The organism is Lentzea fradiae (assembly GCF_900100955.1).
Lineage (GTDB): Bacteria > Actinomycetota > Actinomycetes > Mycobacteriales > Pseudonocardiaceae > Lentzea > Lentzea fradiae.
Genome location: NZ_FNCC01000025.1, coordinates 45,069 through 61,695, shown reverse-complemented (window position 1 = coordinate 61,695; position 16,627 = coordinate 45,069). Strand labels below are relative to the sequence as shown.

Here is a 16,627-nt window from a genome sequence, read left to right as displayed (position 1 = left end):
ACCCTGCCCGACGGCGCCACACCGCTGGTGCACTCCGACCAGGGCTTTCAGTACCAGCACGCCTCCTGGCGCACCCTGCTCGACGACGCGGGCCTGACCCAGTCGATGTCACGGCGGGCCAACTGCCTGGACAACTCGATGGCCGAGAACTTCTTCGGCCACCTGAAGGCAGAACTGTTCCACCACAACAGGTTCGACACCGTCGAGGAGTTCACCGCGGCACTGGACGACTACATCAGCTGGTACAACACCACCCGCATCTCCACCACGCTCGAGGGCCTGAGCCCGGTCGAATACCGAGCCCAGGCCCTCGCGGCCTAACCTTCAGTTAGCCAGTCCAACTTTCGGGGCCCAGTTCAATCGCGGAGGGCGGCCCTTCACGTGCGGTCAGGTCAGCCGGGCGCGGGCCGTCTCGATGGTGTCCGAGGCGTCGAGCAACGGCAGCACCTGCGAGGAACCGGACCGCACGGCCTTGGTGCGGCGCGCGAACGACGTCAGCGTCTGGCCGGGACCGGCCTCCACCAGCAGGACGTCGTACATGGCGACGAGCTCGTTCAGCGCAGGTCCGAAGTAGACGGCGTCGGTCAGCTGCCGTGTCCAGAACCGCGCGGACAGCGCGTCCTCCGCGGTCATCAGCTTGCCCGTGTAACCGGAGTAGACGGGCATCCTGGGCGGCAGCGGTGACGCGCTCCACGTCGCCAGCGCCTCGTCCACGGCGGGCTGCATCGCCGGGCTGTGGAACGGCGTCGACGCCGGCACCGTCACGACGATGTACTCGTCGGCCTCCAGCCGGGCCCGCACGCGCGCCAGCGGCTCGTCGGAGCCCGCCAGCATGGTCTGCCGGGCGGAGTTGACGGCGGCGATGGCGACGTCGCCCTCCAGGTACGGCACCAGGTCCGCCTCGGAGGCCGCCACGGCCAGCATGCCGCCGGACGGGATCGGCACCGCCGAGAGCACCCGGTCGCGCACCAGGGAGACGGCCTCCTCCAGCGTGAACACGCCCGCCAGGGTCGCCGCGACGACCTCACCGGCGGAGTGCCCGATCAACGCGACGGGCCGCACGCCCCACGACAGGACGGTGCGGCCCAGGGCGTAGTCGACCGCGAACAGCAGCGGCTGCGCGCGGGAGACGTGGTCGATGTCGTCGCCCGCCAGCCAGTCGGCGCAGGCGACCGCGCCGACCTCGCCGAACAGTTCGAACACCTCGTCGACCACCGAGGTGAACACGGCGTCCGTGCCGTACAGGGACGCCGCCATGCGCGGGTACTGCGACCCCTGCCCGGGAAACATCAGTGCTACGTCCACAGAAAGCCTCCAGAAACGGCTCGAGGGCCGCGAAGGGTTCCCTTCGCGGCCCTCGAGGCCCGACATCACCTGTACTCGCGAACCACCATGGCGGAGTTGAAGCCGCCCTTGCCGCGTCCGAGCACCAGCGCGGCCTTCACCTTGCCGTGCCGCGCCTCGTTCATCACGAGGTCGATCTCGTACTCCGGCACCGGGTTCTCGACGTTGATGGTCGGCGGGATCGCGCTCCAGTAGATGGAGAGGATCGCCGACGCCACGTCGAGGGAGCCGCCACCGGCGAACAGGCGGCCCGTCATCGTCTTCGGCGCCGTCACCGGCACGCCGTACGGGCCGAAGATCGCCTTGATCGCGTCGGCCTCCGCCTTGTCGAGCTCGGGGATGCCCGCCGCGTCGGCGAACACCACGTCGATCTCGGAGGCGTCCATGCCGGCGTCGCGCAGCGCGAGCTCCGCCGCCCGCTTGAGGCCGGGCTCCCGCGACGGCATCTTCGAGTCGAACGTCGAGGCGTACCCGACGATCTCGCCGTAGATGCGCGTTCCCGGGCGGCCCGCCGCCGACTCCGGCGTCTCGACCACCATGATCGCGCCGCCCTCGCCCGCGACGTACCCGGAGGCGTCGCGGTCGAACGGCAGGTAGGCGCGCTTCGGGTTGTTGTTGCGGGACAGGCAACCCGACGCCTGGTGGGCGACCCACGCCCACGGGCACAGCGAGGAGTCCATGCCGCCGGTGAGGGCGAGCTGGACGCCCTTGCGCAGCTGGCGCCGGGCGTGGCCGATGGAGTCGATGCCACCGGCCTGCTCGGACACCACCACCGCGCCGGGGCCGCGTGTGCCGTGGCGGATGGAGATCTGGCCCGTGTTGACCGCGTAGAACCACGCGAACGACTGGTACGCCGAGACGTACTCCGGGCCCTGGTGCCACAGCTTCTGCAGCTCCCGCTGGCCGAACTCGTACCCGCCCGCCGTCGCCGCGGTGATCACCGCGATGTCGGTGTCGGGGATGTCGTTCGGCTGCACACCCGCGCCGCGCAACGCCCAGTCCGTGCCCACCAGCGTCAGCCGCGTCATGTGGTCCGTCTGCGGCAGCAGCCGGCCCTGCAGGTGCCGGCCTGCCTCGAAGCCCGGCACCTCACCGGCGATCTTCGCCCAGTAGTTGGCACTGTCGAACCGGGTGATCGGCCTGATCGCCGCCTCCCCGTGCAGGGTCGCCCGCCAGTACGCGGTCGGCCCCAGCCCGTTCGGCGACGCGATGCCGATTCCCGTCACCACCGCACGAGTCACCGGCCTGCCCCTTCCACCTTCTTGAGCACCATGGCGCTCTGGAATCCACCGAATCCGCTGCCCACGGTGAGCACGGTGTTGACCTTCTTCTCGCGGGCGACCAGCGGCGTGTAGTCGAGGTCGCACTCGGGGTCCGGCTCGTGCAGGTTCGCCGTCGGCGGGATGAGGTCCTGCTCGAACGCGAGCAGCGAGCCGACGATCTCCAGGGACCCGATCGCGCCCAGCGAGTGCCCGATCATCGACTTGAAGCCGGAGACCGGGGTCTTGTAGGCGTGCGCACCCAACGAACGCTTGAAGGCGGCCGTCTCGTGCAGGTCGTTCTGCTTGGTTCCCGAACCGTGCGCGTTGATGTAGCCGACGTCCGTGGCGTCCGCTCGCGCCTGCTTCAGCGCGATGTTGATGGCGTCGGACATCTCGATGCCCTCGGGGTGCAGGCCCGTCATGTGGTAGGCGTTGCACCGCGAGGCGAAGCCGCCGATCTCACCGTAGATGTGCGCGCCGCGCGCCCGTGCGTGCTCCAGCTCCTCGAGCACGATGATCGCGCAGCCCTCGCCGAGCACCAGGCCGTCACGGGTCTTGTCGAACGGCCGGCACGCGGTGGTGGGGTCGTCGTTGCGGGTGCTCGACGCGCGGATCACGTCGAAGCACACCACGGTGATCGGGGAGAGCGGGGCCTCGGTGCCGCCGGTGACGACGACGTCCGCGGAGCCCTCCATGATCAGCTCGGCGGCGTAGCCGACCGAGTCGAGCCCGGAGGTGCAGCCCGTGGAGACCACGGAGACCGGGCCTTCCGCGCCGACCGTCCACGCCAGCTCCGTCGCCATCGAGGACGGCGTGAAGTAGTCGTAGAGGTGCGGCACGGCGTAGGACTGGTCGACCTCCCAGTACTTGCCCCGGTCGGAGCCGACGATGAACTCGCGCTCCAGCGAGGTCGTGCAGCCGACCGCGGTGCCGAGCGAGACACCGATGCGGCCGGGGTCGAGCTGGTCGAACTCGATGCCCGAGTCGGACATCGCCTCGCGGCCCGCCACGACCGCGAACTGCGCGGCCCGGTCGAGCCTGCGGATCTCCTGCGGCGTAAGTCCTTCGCGCACGGGGTCGAAGTCTGCTTCACCCGCCATGCGGGAGCGGTACGGAGACGCGTCGAAGTGCGTGATGTTGCGAGTCGCCGTACGCCCTTCGGACAGCAGTTTCCAATACGCCTTCGTTCCGATGCCACCAGGTGCGACCACGCCCACCCCGGTGATGACGGCGCGACGACTCATCGGACACCTCCAATCGCCTTCTGTGCGGACACGGTCTGCTCCAATCTCGGACAGGGCACGGGAGCGACACCTGTTTCTGCCGAATGAACCGATGGTGGATCGACCCGATCGAGACCACCTCGAACGACGGCGTAGGACCCCTGCACGAGGCCCGCCCCCGCCTCGGCCGCGAGCAGCTGCCTCGCCGCCGAACCGCCGTCGTCGTGACATCCGAATCCCAGTGGCACGCCCGTGTCCGCGACCGTCGCGACGATCTCGCCGATCTGGTCGGGCCACAGCCGGCCCGCTGTGTCGTGCAGCACCACGGTCTCCGCTCCTGCCTCCGCGGCGGTCAGGACGACCTCCAAAGCGTGTTCGGGGTCGGCCAGCCAGCCGTCGAAGAAGTTCCGCGCCTCGACGAGGACCCGTCGTTCGGCGCGCACGAGTCGGCGCACGGCTTCCGCGACCAGCGAGAGGCCGTGCCCTTGCACGATCACCGCCACCGCGGGGGTGCCGGTGGCGAGCAGCGCGGTGAGGTTCTCCGCGCCTCCTGAGGCGATGAGGGTGGCGGTGCGCAACCTGAGCTCGGCCGCCGCCCGGTGGTAGAACGACCGTGGTGGCCGTCCCCCGTCGACGAACTCGACCCCGAGCGCGTCGAGGCGCCGCGCCGCGGCCAGTCTGTCCGATGTGGACGGACCGGTGCGGCGCAGCGAGATGTCGTAGAGCTTCATCTAGAACCCCGACAGCAGCACTCGGGAAGCCTCGATCTCGTACGCGCAGGGCGCCACGTCCGAGGACGGGCATCCCTTGCGCTGGTGGTCGACCGCGGCTTTCTCCAGGTACATCGACACGACGTAGAGCCCGTTGCGGCTTGCAGCGCGTGCAGCGGCGGTGAGCAAGTCCGCGCCACTCAACCCCATCGCTCCACCTCACCCGTTCTCAGCGAATTCCTTGGCGTGCCGCAGGGTCGTGAGGCTGTTGGTCCCCAGGGCGTGCCGGATGAGCTCGCGGGCGCGGTCGACCGTCCCGTCCGCCCCCAGCACCTCGGGGACGACCTCCGGCCGGATGACGACCGTGTGGTGCGAGGTCGCCTCGATGCCGGTGCCGTCGGCGAGGTCCCGGAACGTCCACCGGCCGACGTGCGCCGCCATGATCGGCGGTGTGTGCGTCTGCTTGTAGACGATGCCCTCGTAGGGGGTGCAGACCCGCACCGAGTGCGTGGTGTGGATCGACCCGTCCGGGCTGCGGGTGTCCATCTCCATGGACTGCACCCCGGTGACGGCCTCCGTGAGGTCCAGGCGCGCCACGTGCGGCAGGCGCTCGGGCCACAGGTCGGACCGGTACAGGAACTCGTAGACGTCCTTGCGGCTCGCGTTGATCGTGATGCTGTCGGAGAACGACAGCACCAGCTTGTCGTACTCGTCGCCGTACTCGGCCGCCCGCTTGAGCGCGGCCAGCTCGGCGTCGCTGTTGTTGTTGACGGCGTTCAGGATGAGGTCGACCGCCTCCGGCTGGGCGGCGGTGAAGTGGTGGAGCAGATCGACCCGCGTCGCCGAGTCGGCGATCGGGACGATCCGCCACTCCCCACCCATCGTCTTCACCGGCGCCGCGGTGCGCTCCTGCTCGAAGGAGATGTGCAGGTTCGCGGGGTCGAGCTCGCGTCGGGACGTCCACGTGCGCACGTCACCGTTGGCGAACGCGTGCAGCCGCAACCGCTCCGTCGAACCGTCCCGTTCGAACACCTCGGCGTGCACCGTGGGTCCGAAGATGTACGGCCAGGTCGTCACGTCCGCGACCAGGTCGTACACCACCTTGGCGGGAGCCCCGACCATGACCGTGTGCGTGGTGGTGTGCGTCATGTCCGTCTCCGTTCCCGAGTCGCCGGCGTCAGGCCGCGATCTGTCCGTTGACCTTGTCCAGCAGCTGACGGGGCGTCTCGATGTACGCCATCTCGTCGTCGGCGATGGCGACACCGTGCTTGCGCTTGATCAGCGCGACCGTCTCCAGCAGGGCGAGGGAGTCGAAGCCCAGCTCGAGGAACGGGATGTCGAGGATGTCCTGGCCGGGCTTGAACGAGTCGTCGTCGCCCGCGGCCTCGTTGAGGATCTCCTTGAGGCCCTCGATGGTCAGTGCGCTCACGGTTCGCTTCCTTTCCTCCAGCGGGCGAGTTCTCGCGCGCCCACGAGGACGAGGTTGCCAGCGCACGCCTGTAAGCCACTGGAGATGTCCTCGAAGAAACCGTTGCGACACAAAGGAGAACGGCCCCCGCCACAGTGTGACGGGGGCCGCTGGAGCCTCGGTTCAGGCGAGAAGTCTTTGCAGCTGGCGGGTTTCCGCGCTGTCCAGGCGCGGGTCGGACGTGAGGATGGCGTGCTGCAACGTCTGCAGGCGTGACGACGGCTCGACGCCGAGCTCCTCGATCAGCGTGTTGCGCAACGCCTTGAACGCGTCGAGCGCCTGCCACTGCCGGCCCGCGCGGAACAGCGAGATCATGTACTGCGCGCACAGGTTCTCGTTCATCGGGTTCTGCACGGTGAGCACGGACAGCTCGCTGAGCAGCGCCTTGTGCTTGCCCATCCGCAGCTCCGCGTCGATGCGCGACTCCAGCACGCCGAGGCGGGCCTCCTCCAGGCGCACGACCTCGATGCCGAGCGGCATTCCCGGCCGCACGTCCACGACGGCGGGGCCGCGCCACATGTCGAGCGCCTGGCGCAGCAGCCGCGAGGCCGACGGGTAGTCCTCGACCTCGCTCGCCTGCTGGCCGGCGCGGGCGAGGCGGTCGAACTCGTGCACGTCGACGGCCTCGGGCGGCACGTCGAGCAGGTAGCCGCCGTAGCGGGTGACCAGCACCTCCTTCGCGCCGGTGGCGCCGGAGGCGGACAGCGCGTCGCCGATCAGCTTGCGCAGCTGGAGGATGTAGGTCTGCAGGGTGGTGCGGGCGCTGCGCGGCGGGCGGTCGCCCCACAGCTCCTCGATCAGCGTGGGGACGGACACGACCTGCCCGGAGTGCAGCGCGAGCAGCGCGAGGATCTGCCTCGGCTTGGCCGCGGTGGGCGTCACCGAGCGACCGTTCACCTTGGCCTCGACGGGCCCCAGGACCTTGATCTGCATCGCGACCCCTCCTTCGGTTCCGAGCACCTCATTAGTCTGCTCGGACCAACGCGGGGGCGTTAGTGCACAGGCCATCGATGTCAGGTGAGTTCTGCCCGCGGCGGGTATGAAAACTTCATACCGGCTCGCATTAGCCGGTAACTACCGGGCCATTAGCGCAGATCCGCATGATTACCCAGGTCAACCGAAAACAAACATCGGAGCTGCAGATGTCCGCCAAGACCTTCCAGCACCTGGCCGCTGTCCCCGCTCTCCAGGACGAATCCGACGACATGAAGATCTACCGCTTCGACCGTGAGGCGTCGATGGACTGGTTCATCGACATCACCTGGACGACGTGCAGCCCCGGCACGTACCGCGCGGACGAGGGAGTGCTCGCCGCATGAAGCCCGAACTGGCCGAGCCGGACGAGCACCCCATCGGGTTCCGCCGCCACCTGCGCCCGCAGATCGTGCGGGGCGAGGCCGTGTACCTGATCGGCGAGTCCGGGGTCACCGCGATCCAGGGCGCCCACGTCGAGTCGCTGGCACCGCTGCTCGACGGCACCCGCGACCTCGCCGCGGTGCTGCGCGACCTGCCCGCCGGTCTGACCGAGGACGTGGTCAGCCGGATGCTCACCAAGCTCGCCGCCGCCGGTCTGATCGGGCGGCGCTGCGAGGAGGACGGTTCGGCCACCACCGAGGCCACGCTCGCGTACTGGGACGCGACCGGCCTCGACCCCGCGGACGCGGTGGCGGCGACAACGACGTCGCTGGTCTCCGTGGTCGCCATCGGGGACATCGACCGCGAGCCGATCGTGGAAGCTTTGCAGCGCAACGACATCACGGTCACCTCGGGGAGTGGTGACCTGACGGTCGTGGCGTGTGCCGACCACCTGGCACCCGAGCTGCGCGACATCGACGACGCGCACCGCGCGGCCGGCAGGCCCTGGCTGCTGGTGAAGCCCGTGGGCGTGGAGGTGTGCGTCGGCCCGTTCTTCACCCCCGGCGACGACGGCCCGTGCTGGCGGTGCCTCGCGGCGCGGCTCTCGGCGAACCGCAAGGCCGAGGCGCACGTGCGGAGGCGGTGCGGGCAACGGGGTCCCGCGCCGCGGCCGCTCATCGGACTGCCGTCGCTCACCGCGATGGCACTGGAGATCGCTTCGGTGGAGACCGCGAAGTGGCTGGCGGGCATCCGCCAGGACGCGCAGCGGTCCATCTGGAGCTACGACAGCCTGACCATGAAGGTCGAGCAGCACGAGGTGCGGGTCCGTCCCCAGTGCCCCGGCTGCGGTGACCCCGGTGTTGTCGCGCGCAGGGCGTTCGAGCCGGTCGAACTCGTCAGTCGCGTGAAACACCCCTGCGACGGCGGCGGCCACCGGTCGTCGTCGCCGCAGGAGGTGCTCGACACCTACCGGCACCTGGTCGGCCCGGTGACCGGGATCGTGAAGGAGATCCGCCGCGACCACCGCGGTCCCGAGTTCTTCAACTCCTTCCGCTCCGGGGCGAACATCGCCGCGGGGCAAGGGGTCGAGGGGCTGCGGTCGGCGTTGCGCGCGGACACCGGCGGCAAGGGCGTCACCCCGCTCGACGCGGAGGTCGGCGCGTTGTGCGAGGCCGTGGAACGCAGCAGTGGCGCGTTCTTCGGCGACGAGGCCCGCGTCCGCTCCAGCTACCGCTCGCTGGCGGACGCGATCCACCCCGACGCCGTGCAGCAGTACCACCCCCGGCAGTTCGCGGGCCGCGAGGAGTGGAACGCGGCGCATTCGAGATTCCAGCACGTCGCCACCCCGTTCGACGAGGACGAGGTGATCGACTGGACCCCGCTGTGGTCGCTCACCGAGCGGCGGCACAGGTTCCTGCCCACCGGAATGCTGTACTTCGGCGCCCCCTGCCCGCCGAGCGTCACAGCCAACTCCAACGGGTGCGCGGCCGGCAGCAGCCTCGAGGACGCCGTGCTGCAAGGGCTTCTGGAGCTCGTCGAACGGGACGCGGTCGCCATCTGGTGGTACAACCGCACCCCGGTGCCGGGCCTCGACCAGGACTCGTTCGGGGACCCGTGGATCACCCGCAACCGCGAGGTCCACGCGGGGCTCGGCCGCGAGGTGTGGCTGCTCGACGTCACGGCGGACCTCGGCGTGCCGGTGGTGGTCGCGGTCTCCCGCCGCACCGGCGGCCCGCGCGAGGACATCGTGCTGGGCTGCGGCGCGCACCTGGACCCGCGGATCGCCGCGCGCCGGGCGCTCACCGAGCTCAACCAGTGCATGCCGATGGTGTGCGGGACGGTCGACCCGCACACCCTGGACACCGACATCCGCAGTTGGTTCGAGAACGCGAGGCTCGCGGACCACGCGTGGCTCTCCCCCGACCCGGCCCAGCCGGTGCGCGACGCCCTGCACCACGGCTACGCGCACCGCGAGGACCTGGCCGACGACGTCCGCGCCGTCCGGGAGGCCGTCGAGGCCCGCGGGATGGAGGTCCTCGTGCTCGACCAGACCCGGCCGGACGTGGGGCTGCCCGTCGTGCGGGTCGTGGTGCCCGGCCTGCGGCACTTCTGGTCGAGGTTCGCTCAAGGGCGCCTCTACGACGTGCCGGTAGAACTGGGACGACTCCCCCGACCGCGCAGGTACGAAGAGCTCAACCCCATCCCGTTGTTCATGTGATGTCGGCAGGTTCATGTGATGACGACAGTCGCCCAGAGCGGAGGCGCCGTGGTGCCCGCGCAGTCGCACGTACCGGCCGGCCGGCCGCTGTGGTCGTTGCTGGAGGACGCCTTCGTCGACGAAGGCGCCGAGCACCTGACCGTGCACGGCCGGTGGGGTGCGATCGAGATCGCCGACACGAGCCCGCTCGTGCGCGAGGCGTTGCACCGGATGAGCCTCGGACCGGTGGCTCTCGAGAACATCTCGGCGCTGCACGAGAACTTCGTGCGCTGGAAGACCGGCTCCGGTCCGTGCCTGGTGTGGCGCAAGCTCAAGAACACGCTCGACCAGCTGGGCGGGTGCCTGGTGCCGTCGCTCGGTCTCGACGACGGCGCCGGGCCGATCCTGTCGGTCGTCGCCGTGACGAGGGACGCCGTGTTCGGCCTGCCGCACATCTCCGCCGACCAGCCCGTCACGATGCGGCGCGGCACCGAGATCGAGCGCCTCAACGGCGACCAGGCGCTCGCCTGCGCGGGGCAGCAGTACCAGGTGATCCTGCACAACGCGCCCGCGACGGAGATCGCGAAGTGGTTGCTGGACACCGAGACCACGGTCGCCTCGGTCGCGGAGGCCCTGCACCTGGAGAAGGCCCTCGTCTCCGACGTCGTCGCCTACCTGGCGGGTGCCGGGCTCGTCGTCACAGCGAGGCGTTGAGCCATCGCCATGTTGCTCCGATCGCGGACGCCAAAAGGCGGGATTTCGCAGGAAGCGGCCGTATCATGGCCGCGTCCCGACCCTCGCGTGGGAGCTGCTGCCGTGACGCTACGACAGGAACACTCGTCCGTGTCCCGTCGCTTGGCCCACATCGTCGTCAGCGTGGTGTTCGCCAACTACCTCGGCAACGCCTTCTCGTACGTGCTGCAGGCGGGACCGACCCCCGCGCGCATCGCGGGCTCGCTCGCCTGCCTGCTCACGATCGGCTACCTCCAGCTGAGGGTGTTCAGCCGGTCGGGCGTGGACCTGCACTCCGGCAAGGCGTACACCGCGCTCGGCGTGATGGCCGGGCTCGTCTACGTGCCCTACTACTTCTTCCCGAACGCCTGGTCCGGCATGCCGGGGTTCCTCGCGGGCAGCGCGTTGCTGGTGCTGCCCCGCCGGCTGCGGTGGTTCGTGTTCTTCGCGGTGGCGCTGAGCAACGGCCTGATCAGGGCCCAGTACGTCTCAGACCCCGCGCAGCTGGCCTACTACGTCGTGTCGTCCGTCGTGGCGGGCATGGTCGTCTTCGCCATGTCCCGGCTCCCGTCGCTGGTCAAGCAGCTCGAGGTGGCCCGGTCCGAGCTCGCCGACCTCGCCGTGTCGCAGGAGCGGCTGCGGTTCGCCCGCGACCTGCACGACCTGCTCGGCTTCAGCCTGTCGGCGATCACGCTGAAGGTGGAGCTCGCCCGCAAGCTGATCGGTGACCACACCGGCCGCGCGGCGCGGGAGCTCGCCGAGATCCTCAACATCGCCCGCGAGGCGCTGACGGACGTTCGTGCGGTCGCGTCGAGCTACCGCGAGCTGTCGCTGTCCGACGAGATCGAGTCCGCCCGCTCGGTGCTGACCGCGGCCGGGGTGCGGACCACGATCGAGTCCGACCACCCCTCCCTCTCGCCGCGCTCCCGCACGGTGCTCGCGACGGTGCTGCGCGAGGGCGTGACGAACCTGCTGCGGCACAGCGACGCCACCAGCTGCACGATCACGATCTCCGGTGACGACCGGCTGGCGTCGATCGACATCGTCAACGACGGCGCCCCCGCCGAGTCCGGCACCGAGCACGGCAGCGGCCTGAACAACCTCGCCACCCGCACCACCGCGATCGGCGGCTCGCTGCTCGCCGGGGCCGGGCCGGGGGGCACCTACCGGCTGCACGCCGAGATCCCGGTCGACCCCGCCCCGGAGCAACCGGCGGAGCAGTCGCGCCTCGCCGGTCCCCTGATCGCGACGCGGCTGGCCCAGGTGCTGGTCACGGCCGTGGTCATCGGGTACGGCCTGATGGCGACGACCCTGGTGACCTACTACCCGATCGGGCCGGTCGGCATCGGGACGACCGTCGCCGGCATCGCCCTCACGGTCGCGATCGTGCTCGGCGTGGTGAGCCGCCCGCACCTCCGGCTGAGCCTGCCCCTGCGCGTCGCGGTCCTCGCCGCGCTGGCGGTGTGCGTCTACGTGCCCCCGTTCGCGTTCGGCAACCCCTACCTCGCGGGCATCCCCGGCTTCCTCGCCGGGACGGCAGCGTTGCTGCTGCCCCGCAGGACCGGGTGGCCGGTGGCCATCTCGGTCGTCGCGCTGCAGGGCGTCATCTACGCCGTGCTCGGCGAGGGCGTGGTGGGCGTGCTGTACGGCGTGCTCGCCGCGACCAACCACGGTCTCGTGCTCTACGCGCTGACCAGGCTGCGGTCGATGGTGAACCAGCTGCACGAGGCGCGGGAGGAGCTCGCGACGGCGGCGGTGACGCAGGAGCGGCTGCGGTTCGCCCGCGACCTGCACGACCTGCTCGGCTACAGCCTCTCCGCGATCACGCTGAAGAGCGAGCTCACGCACCGGTTGCTCACCATCGACCCGGACCGGGCCCGGCAGGAGCTCACCGAGGTGCTGGAGATCTCCCGGCAGGCGCTCGCGGACGTGCGGTCGGTGGCGCTGAGCTACCGCGAGCTGTCGTTCGACGAGGAGACCCGGTCGGCGCGGGCGCTGCTGAACGCGGCCGACATCGAGGTCGTCGTGCGGATCGACGCGTGCGACCAGCTGCCCATCGACGTGAAGGTGACGCTCGCGACCGTGCTGCGCGAGGGCGTGACGAACCTGCTGCGGCACAGCAAGGCCGAACGCTGCGAGATCGTGCTGGAGAGCTCGCGGCACCTCGTCACGATGGACATCGTCAACGACGGGATCTCGTCGGACGAGCGGAGGTCCAGGGACGGCAGCGGGATCGGCAACCTCACCACCCGCGTGCGCGCGCTCGGCGGTGACCTGCAGGCGGGCCTCACGCCCGAGCACACCTACCGGTTGCGGGCCGAGATCCCGATCCTCTGAGCACGCTCCACAGGTGCGGTCCGTAACGACGCGTCCGCTCGCGACTCTCTTTCGTGTTTCCCGCATCGCACGCGGGGCCCCCGCGTTTCCGCACATAGGACGCGGGGCCCCCGCGTCCTACAGCCACGTCACGCAGAGGCGTCGGCTGTTGCTGGTGGGTGACACACGGCGGTGCGATGGCGGGATAGCGGTTGTGGACGTACCGCTTGCCGCTTCAGGAAGACGCTGTTGAGACGACCACGGCCCGCAGTGATGGGACTTTGTCCCATCACTTCTGCTACGGTGATGAGACCAAGTCCCATCACCCCCTGGAGACAGTCATGTCACCCTCCGCACCGGAGACCGCCGACGTCGTGATCGTGGGCGCCGGCCCGGTCGGGCTGATGCTGGCCGCCGAACTGTGCCTGTCCGGTGTCCGGCCGGTCGTGCTCGAACGCGCCGCGGAACGCGCCGCGGTGCCGAAGGCGGGCGGGATCACCGGCCAGGTGGTCCGGCTGCTCGACCACCGCGGCGTGTACGAGCGGCTGAGCGGCGACTCCGCACCGCCCGCCCCGATGCCCGCCTACGTCTACGGCGCCATGCCGCTGCGGTTGCAGGACTGGGCGGACAACCCGCTGTACGGCTTCACGATCCAGCAGTGGCACCTGGAGGCCGGGCTGGAGGAGTGGGCCCTCGGCCTGGGCGCCGACCTGCGCCGCGGCCAGGAGGTCGTCGGCTTCACGCAGGACGACGACGGCGTGACGGTCGAGCTGTCCACCGGCACCCTGCGGGCCAAGTACCTGGTCGGCTGCGACGGCGGGTGGAGCACCGTGCGCGTTCAGGCCGGCATCGAGTTCCCCGGCGTGACGACGCGCCGCATGACGACCCGCGCCGCGGACGTGGTCGTGCCGGACTCGGTGCGCGAGCTGCTCACCGACGACACCCTGCCCGGCGGCCTGAGCTACCACCGCACGGACACCGGTGTGCTCGCCTCCATCGCGCTTCCCGGCTCGCACCGGATCGTCGCGATCGAGTGGGACCAGCCGGAGGTGCCCGCCGACGAGCCCGTGACGTTCGACGAGATCCGCGCGGCCGTGGCCCGCGTGTACGGCCGCGAGCTGGAGATGAGCGAACCGGACACCGACGGCCCGCGCCTGCTGCGGCGGCTCGGCCACACCAACACCCGGCTGGCCAGCAGCTACCGGGTGGGCAGGGTGTTCGTCGCGGGCGACGCGGCGCACGTGCACTCGGCGATCGGCGCTCCCGGCCTCAACGTGGGGCTGCAGGACGCGGCCAACCTCGGCTGGAAGCTCGCCGCGGAGGTCGGCGGCTGGGCGCCTCCCGGGCTGCTCGACACCTACCACGAGGAACGCCACTTCGTCGGCGGCCGGATGATGGTCTACACGCTGGCCCAGCTCGCGCTGCTCGCTCCCGGGGAAGAGGTCACCGCGCTGCGGCGGGTGTTCGCCGAGCTGCTGGCCGAACCGGCGAACACGCGGCAGATCGCGACGATGCTGGCCGGTGCCGACGTGCGCTACCCGACGGCGGGCCCCGGCGACCACCCGCTCGCCGGGCGGTGGGTGCCGCAGCTGCGGCTGACCCGTGACGGCCGTCCGGTCCGGCTGGCCGAGCTGGCGCGCACGGGCAGGCCCCTGCTGGTCGACCTGGGCGGGGACGCGGCCGGGATCGCCGCGGCCTGGACCGACCGGGTCGACCTGGTGACCGCCACGGCGGAAGACGCCCCCGCGGAGGCGTTCCTGGTCCGGCCGGACGGGTACGTGGCCTGGGCGGGTGACCGGGGCGAGGGGCTCGCCGAGGCGCTCCACCGGTGGTTCGGCGCCCCCGCCGCGACGCTCGCCGCCTGACCGGCCCCGGTCAGTCGTACTGGCTCAGCTCGGCCTCGTCGGGTGCCTCGAAGACCTGCGCGTAGCCCGCCATCTGCTCCTCGGTGATCACCACGAGCGCGTCGGTGCGGTTGCGGACGTCCAGGCGGCGGACCAGCTCGTCGAACGGCACGTCCAGGAAGCGCAGCTGCACCGGGACGCCCAGGGCGCGGGCCATGTCCCGCAGCTCGTCGCGTTCCGCGCGGCTCCAGAAGCCGAACTCCAGGACCACGTCCTGACCGAGCAGCAACAGGTCGCGGGCGAGCCGCCGGAACCGGCGCTCCAGCCGGTCCCGGAACGCCTCGTCGAACAGGTCCACGCCCAGGTCGGAGATCCACTCGTCCGGGCACAGCCGCACGGCGGGGACCTCGCGCTCCAGCCGCTTGGCCAGGGTGGTCTTGCCGGCACACGGCAAGCCGCACAGCAGGATCAGCCTGGGCACGCGTCCCATGCTGGCACGGGACGCTCCCAGGGACTCACTGCATTTCCAGCACCGCGCAGCCCCAGCTGTAGCCGGCGCCCACGCCGAACATGACGATCCGCTGCCCGGAGGTCGCCTTGCCGGACTGCACCAGGTGGTCGAGGCTCGCGAACTGGTCGCCCGCGCCGAGGTGGCCGACCGTGCGGCTCCACGACCACGTGGTGCGCTCCGGGTCGAGGTCGTACGGGCGCAGGTAGTTCACGTCGAGGCGGCGGCGGCCGAAGTGCGGCAGGATCACCCAGTCGGCGTCGCCGATCTTCATGTCGGCGTCGGACAGCGCTTGCTCGACGGCCAGGGCCTGGCCCGCGTTGGCCTTGTTGATGCCGTAGGAGAGGCCGAACTCGCGGCTGAACGTGTGCTTGGCCTCCTCGAAGTCCACCGGGATGCGGTGCGAGAACGGCGCGAGGCCGAACGGCACGTCGCCGCGGTGCAGCGGTTCGAGGTCGGAGTCGGCGTTGATGGCCAGCGAGAGCAGCTGGGCGTATCCGCCGCGGGTGGACAGCACGATCGCCGACGCGCCGTCGCCGTAGGGCGTGCCGGGGTCGGTGCGCCACCGGTCGATGCCGGGCAGGCAGAAGCGGTCGGACGACGTCAGCAACGCGTCCCTGCCCGGCCGCGCGGTCAGGTAGGACACGGCGAGGTCCATCGCGGCGAGGCCGCCGTTGGACATCTGCCGGATCTCCAGCGCCAGGCACGAGTTCCGCACCGTCTCGCGCTGGATGTAGGAGCCGACGGGCCACAGGTCCTGGCCCTGGTGGTAGGTCGTGGCGTGCAGGATCAGGTCGACGTCGTCGGGCCCGGAGCCGGCGCGCGCGAGCGCCACCCGTGCCGCCTCGACCGCCATCTCGGCCGCCGACTCGTGCGGGGACACCGACACGGACTCGACGTCCGTGCGCGCGACGAGCTTCGGCTCGCACTCCCCCGACGCGATGGCGTTCTCGACCGTCAGGGTCGACGGCAGGCGCACGCCGTTGCCGCTGACGAAAACATCCTTCACTCGCACCGCGGTCAGACCTCCTTCAGCGCGCGTGCGACGCGCACGACGCGTTCCGCCTGCAGTTGGGCAGCCTGCAACGCCATGTCGCTGACCGGCACGTTGTCCGCGCCCAGGACGTGCGAGGTGCCGTAGGGGTTCAGGTCGCCACCGGGAGGCACGATGATCCCGCCGAAGTGGCAGACCATGTTGTAGATCGACACGAGCGTGGTCTCCATGCCGCCGTGCAGGGACCCGCCGGAGGTGAACGCGCTGTACACCTTGTCCGCCAGCAGGCCGCTGAACCACGCCGGCCCCAGCGTGTCGATGAACTGCTTGAGCTGCGACGACACGTTGCCGAAGCGGGTCGGCGTGCCGAACACGACGGCGTCGGCCCACAGCACGTCGTCGACCGCCGCGATCGGGACGTCCGCCGTGTCGGTGAGGTGCGCGGCCCAGGCGGGACGGGACTTCCACACCGCCTCGGGGGCGAGCTCGGCGGCGCGCACCAGCCGCACCTCGGCGCCGTGCTTCTCCGCTGTCTCGGTGATCTCCGTGGCCAGCCGGTGGATCGTGCCCGTCGAGGAGTAGTACACGACCGTCACGTTGACGCTGCGTTCCATGACGCATCCCTTCGCGAGGCAGCTCGCTTCACCCTGGCCGGGTCGCCTTGACGCGGCGT

Annotated in this window: 17 protein-coding genes; 6 read left to right on the top strand and 11 right to left on the bottom strand. The window is 70.7% G+C overall.

Annotation, left to right across the window (positions count from 1 at the left end; translation table 11 throughout):
* A partial coding sequence (locus BLT23_RS38115; RefSeq protein WP_143036191.1) for an IS3 family transposase occupies positions 1-321 on the top strand: 321 nt, incomplete at its 5' end.
* 66 nt (positions 322-387) lie between these two features.
* Here the strand turns inward: BLT23_RS38115 and BLT23_RS38110 are convergent.
* The 8 genes from BLT23_RS38110 to BLT23_RS38075 all read right to left on the bottom strand — a co-directional run bounded on the left by BLT23_RS38110 (position 388) and on the right by BLT23_RS38075 (position 6,940).
* Complete coding sequence (locus BLT23_RS38110; RefSeq protein ID WP_176947138.1) at positions 388-1,305, bottom strand: acyltransferase domain-containing protein; 918 nt, start codon at positions 1,303-1,305, stop codon at positions 388-390.
* Between the two features lie 65 nt (positions 1,306-1,370).
* Positions 1,371-2,585, bottom strand: coding sequence for a ketosynthase chain-length factor (locus BLT23_RS38105; RefSeq protein ID WP_090059928.1), 1,215 nt, complete (start codon positions 2,583-2,585; stop codon positions 1,371-1,373).
* Entirely contained in the window at positions 2,582-3,850 is a 1,269-nt protein-coding gene (locus BLT23_RS38100) for a beta-ketoacyl-[acyl-carrier-protein] synthase family protein (RefSeq protein ID WP_090059926.1), read from the bottom strand. Before BLT23_RS38100 ends, BLT23_RS38105 begins: the two co-directional genes overlap by 4 nt.
* Entirely contained in the window at positions 3,847-4,560 is a 714-nt protein-coding gene (locus tag BLT23_RS38095) for a beta/alpha barrel domain-containing protein (RefSeq protein ID WP_090059924.1), read from the bottom strand. Before BLT23_RS38095 ends, BLT23_RS38100 begins: the two co-directional genes overlap by 4 nt.
* Positions 4,561-4,749 (bottom strand): hypothetical protein, encoded by a 189-nt coding sequence (locus BLT23_RS38090; RefSeq protein WP_090059922.1) that lies wholly within the window; start codon positions 4,747-4,749, stop codon positions 4,561-4,563.
* 9 nt (positions 4,750-4,758) lie between these two features.
* Complete coding sequence (locus BLT23_RS38085) at positions 4,759-5,688, bottom strand: aromatase/cyclase (RefSeq protein ID WP_090059921.1); 930 nt, start codon at positions 5,686-5,688, stop codon at positions 4,759-4,761.
* A gap of 28 nt (positions 5,689-5,716) precedes the next feature.
* Positions 5,717-5,968 (bottom strand): acyl carrier protein, encoded by a 252-nt coding sequence (locus tag BLT23_RS38080; protein ID WP_090059919.1) that lies wholly within the window; start codon positions 5,966-5,968, stop codon positions 5,717-5,719.
* Positions 5,969-6,130: 162 nt separating this feature from the next.
* The gene (locus BLT23_RS38075) at positions 6,131-6,940 is read right to left on the bottom strand and encodes an AfsR/SARP family transcriptional regulator (RefSeq protein WP_090059917.1); all 810 of its coding nucleotides are present in this window, start codon (positions 6,938-6,940) and stop codon (positions 6,131-6,133) included.
* A gap of 209 nt (positions 6,941-7,149) precedes the next feature.
* On the opposite strand from BLT23_RS38075, the gene BLT23_RS41200 reads away from it, so the two are divergent.
* From BLT23_RS41200 to BLT23_RS38055, 5 genes are all read left to right on the top strand, one after another.
* Entirely contained in the window at positions 7,150-7,326 is a 177-nt protein-coding gene (locus BLT23_RS41200) for a hypothetical protein (protein ID WP_176947137.1), read from the top strand.
* Complete coding sequence (locus tag BLT23_RS38070; RefSeq protein ID WP_090059915.1) at positions 7,323-9,581, top strand: TOMM precursor leader peptide-binding protein; 2,259 nt, start codon at positions 7,323-7,325, stop codon at positions 9,579-9,581. Before BLT23_RS41200 ends, BLT23_RS38070 begins: the two co-directional genes overlap by 4 nt.
* An 18-nt stretch (positions 9,582-9,599) precedes the next feature.
* Positions 9,600-10,274, top strand: a complete 675-nt coding sequence (locus BLT23_RS38065) for a hypothetical protein (RefSeq protein ID WP_143036190.1) — start codon at positions 9,600-9,602, stop codon at positions 10,272-10,274.
* Between the two features lie 129 nt (positions 10,275-10,403).
* The gene (locus tag BLT23_RS38060) at positions 10,404-12,629 is read left to right on the top strand and encodes a sensor histidine kinase (RefSeq protein WP_176947136.1); all 2,226 of its coding nucleotides are present in this window, start codon (positions 10,404-10,406) and stop codon (positions 12,627-12,629) included.
* 320 nt (positions 12,630-12,949) lie between these two features.
* On the top strand, positions 12,950-14,473 hold the full coding sequence (locus BLT23_RS38055; RefSeq protein WP_090059909.1) for an FAD-dependent monooxygenase: 1,524 nt from the start codon (positions 12,950-12,952) through the stop codon (positions 14,471-14,473).
* Positions 14,474-14,483: 10 nt separating this feature from the next.
* Here the strand turns inward: BLT23_RS38055 and BLT23_RS38050 are convergent, their stop codons facing one another.
* From BLT23_RS38050 to BLT23_RS38040, 3 genes are read right to left on the bottom strand one after another with little or no spacing between them, the layout of a single operon-like run.
* Positions 14,484-14,933 carry a P-loop nucleotide/nucleoside kinase family protein gene (locus BLT23_RS38050; RefSeq protein WP_218134005.1) on the bottom strand — a complete coding sequence of 150 codons (450 nt, stop codon included), beginning with the start codon at positions 14,931-14,933 and terminating at the stop codon, positions 14,484-14,486.
* 34 nt (positions 14,934-14,967) lie between these two features.
* Positions 14,968-15,975, bottom strand: coding sequence for a ketoacyl-ACP synthase III family protein (locus BLT23_RS38045; protein ID WP_090059905.1), 1,008 nt, complete (start codon positions 15,973-15,975; stop codon positions 14,968-14,970).
* Positions 15,976-15,980: 5 nt separating this feature from the next.
* Positions 15,981-16,568 carry a flavodoxin family protein gene (locus BLT23_RS38040; RefSeq protein WP_090059903.1) on the bottom strand — a complete coding sequence of 196 codons (588 nt, stop codon included), beginning with the start codon at positions 16,566-16,568 and terminating at the stop codon, positions 15,981-15,983.
* Positions 16,569-16,627: the final 59 nt, after the last annotated feature.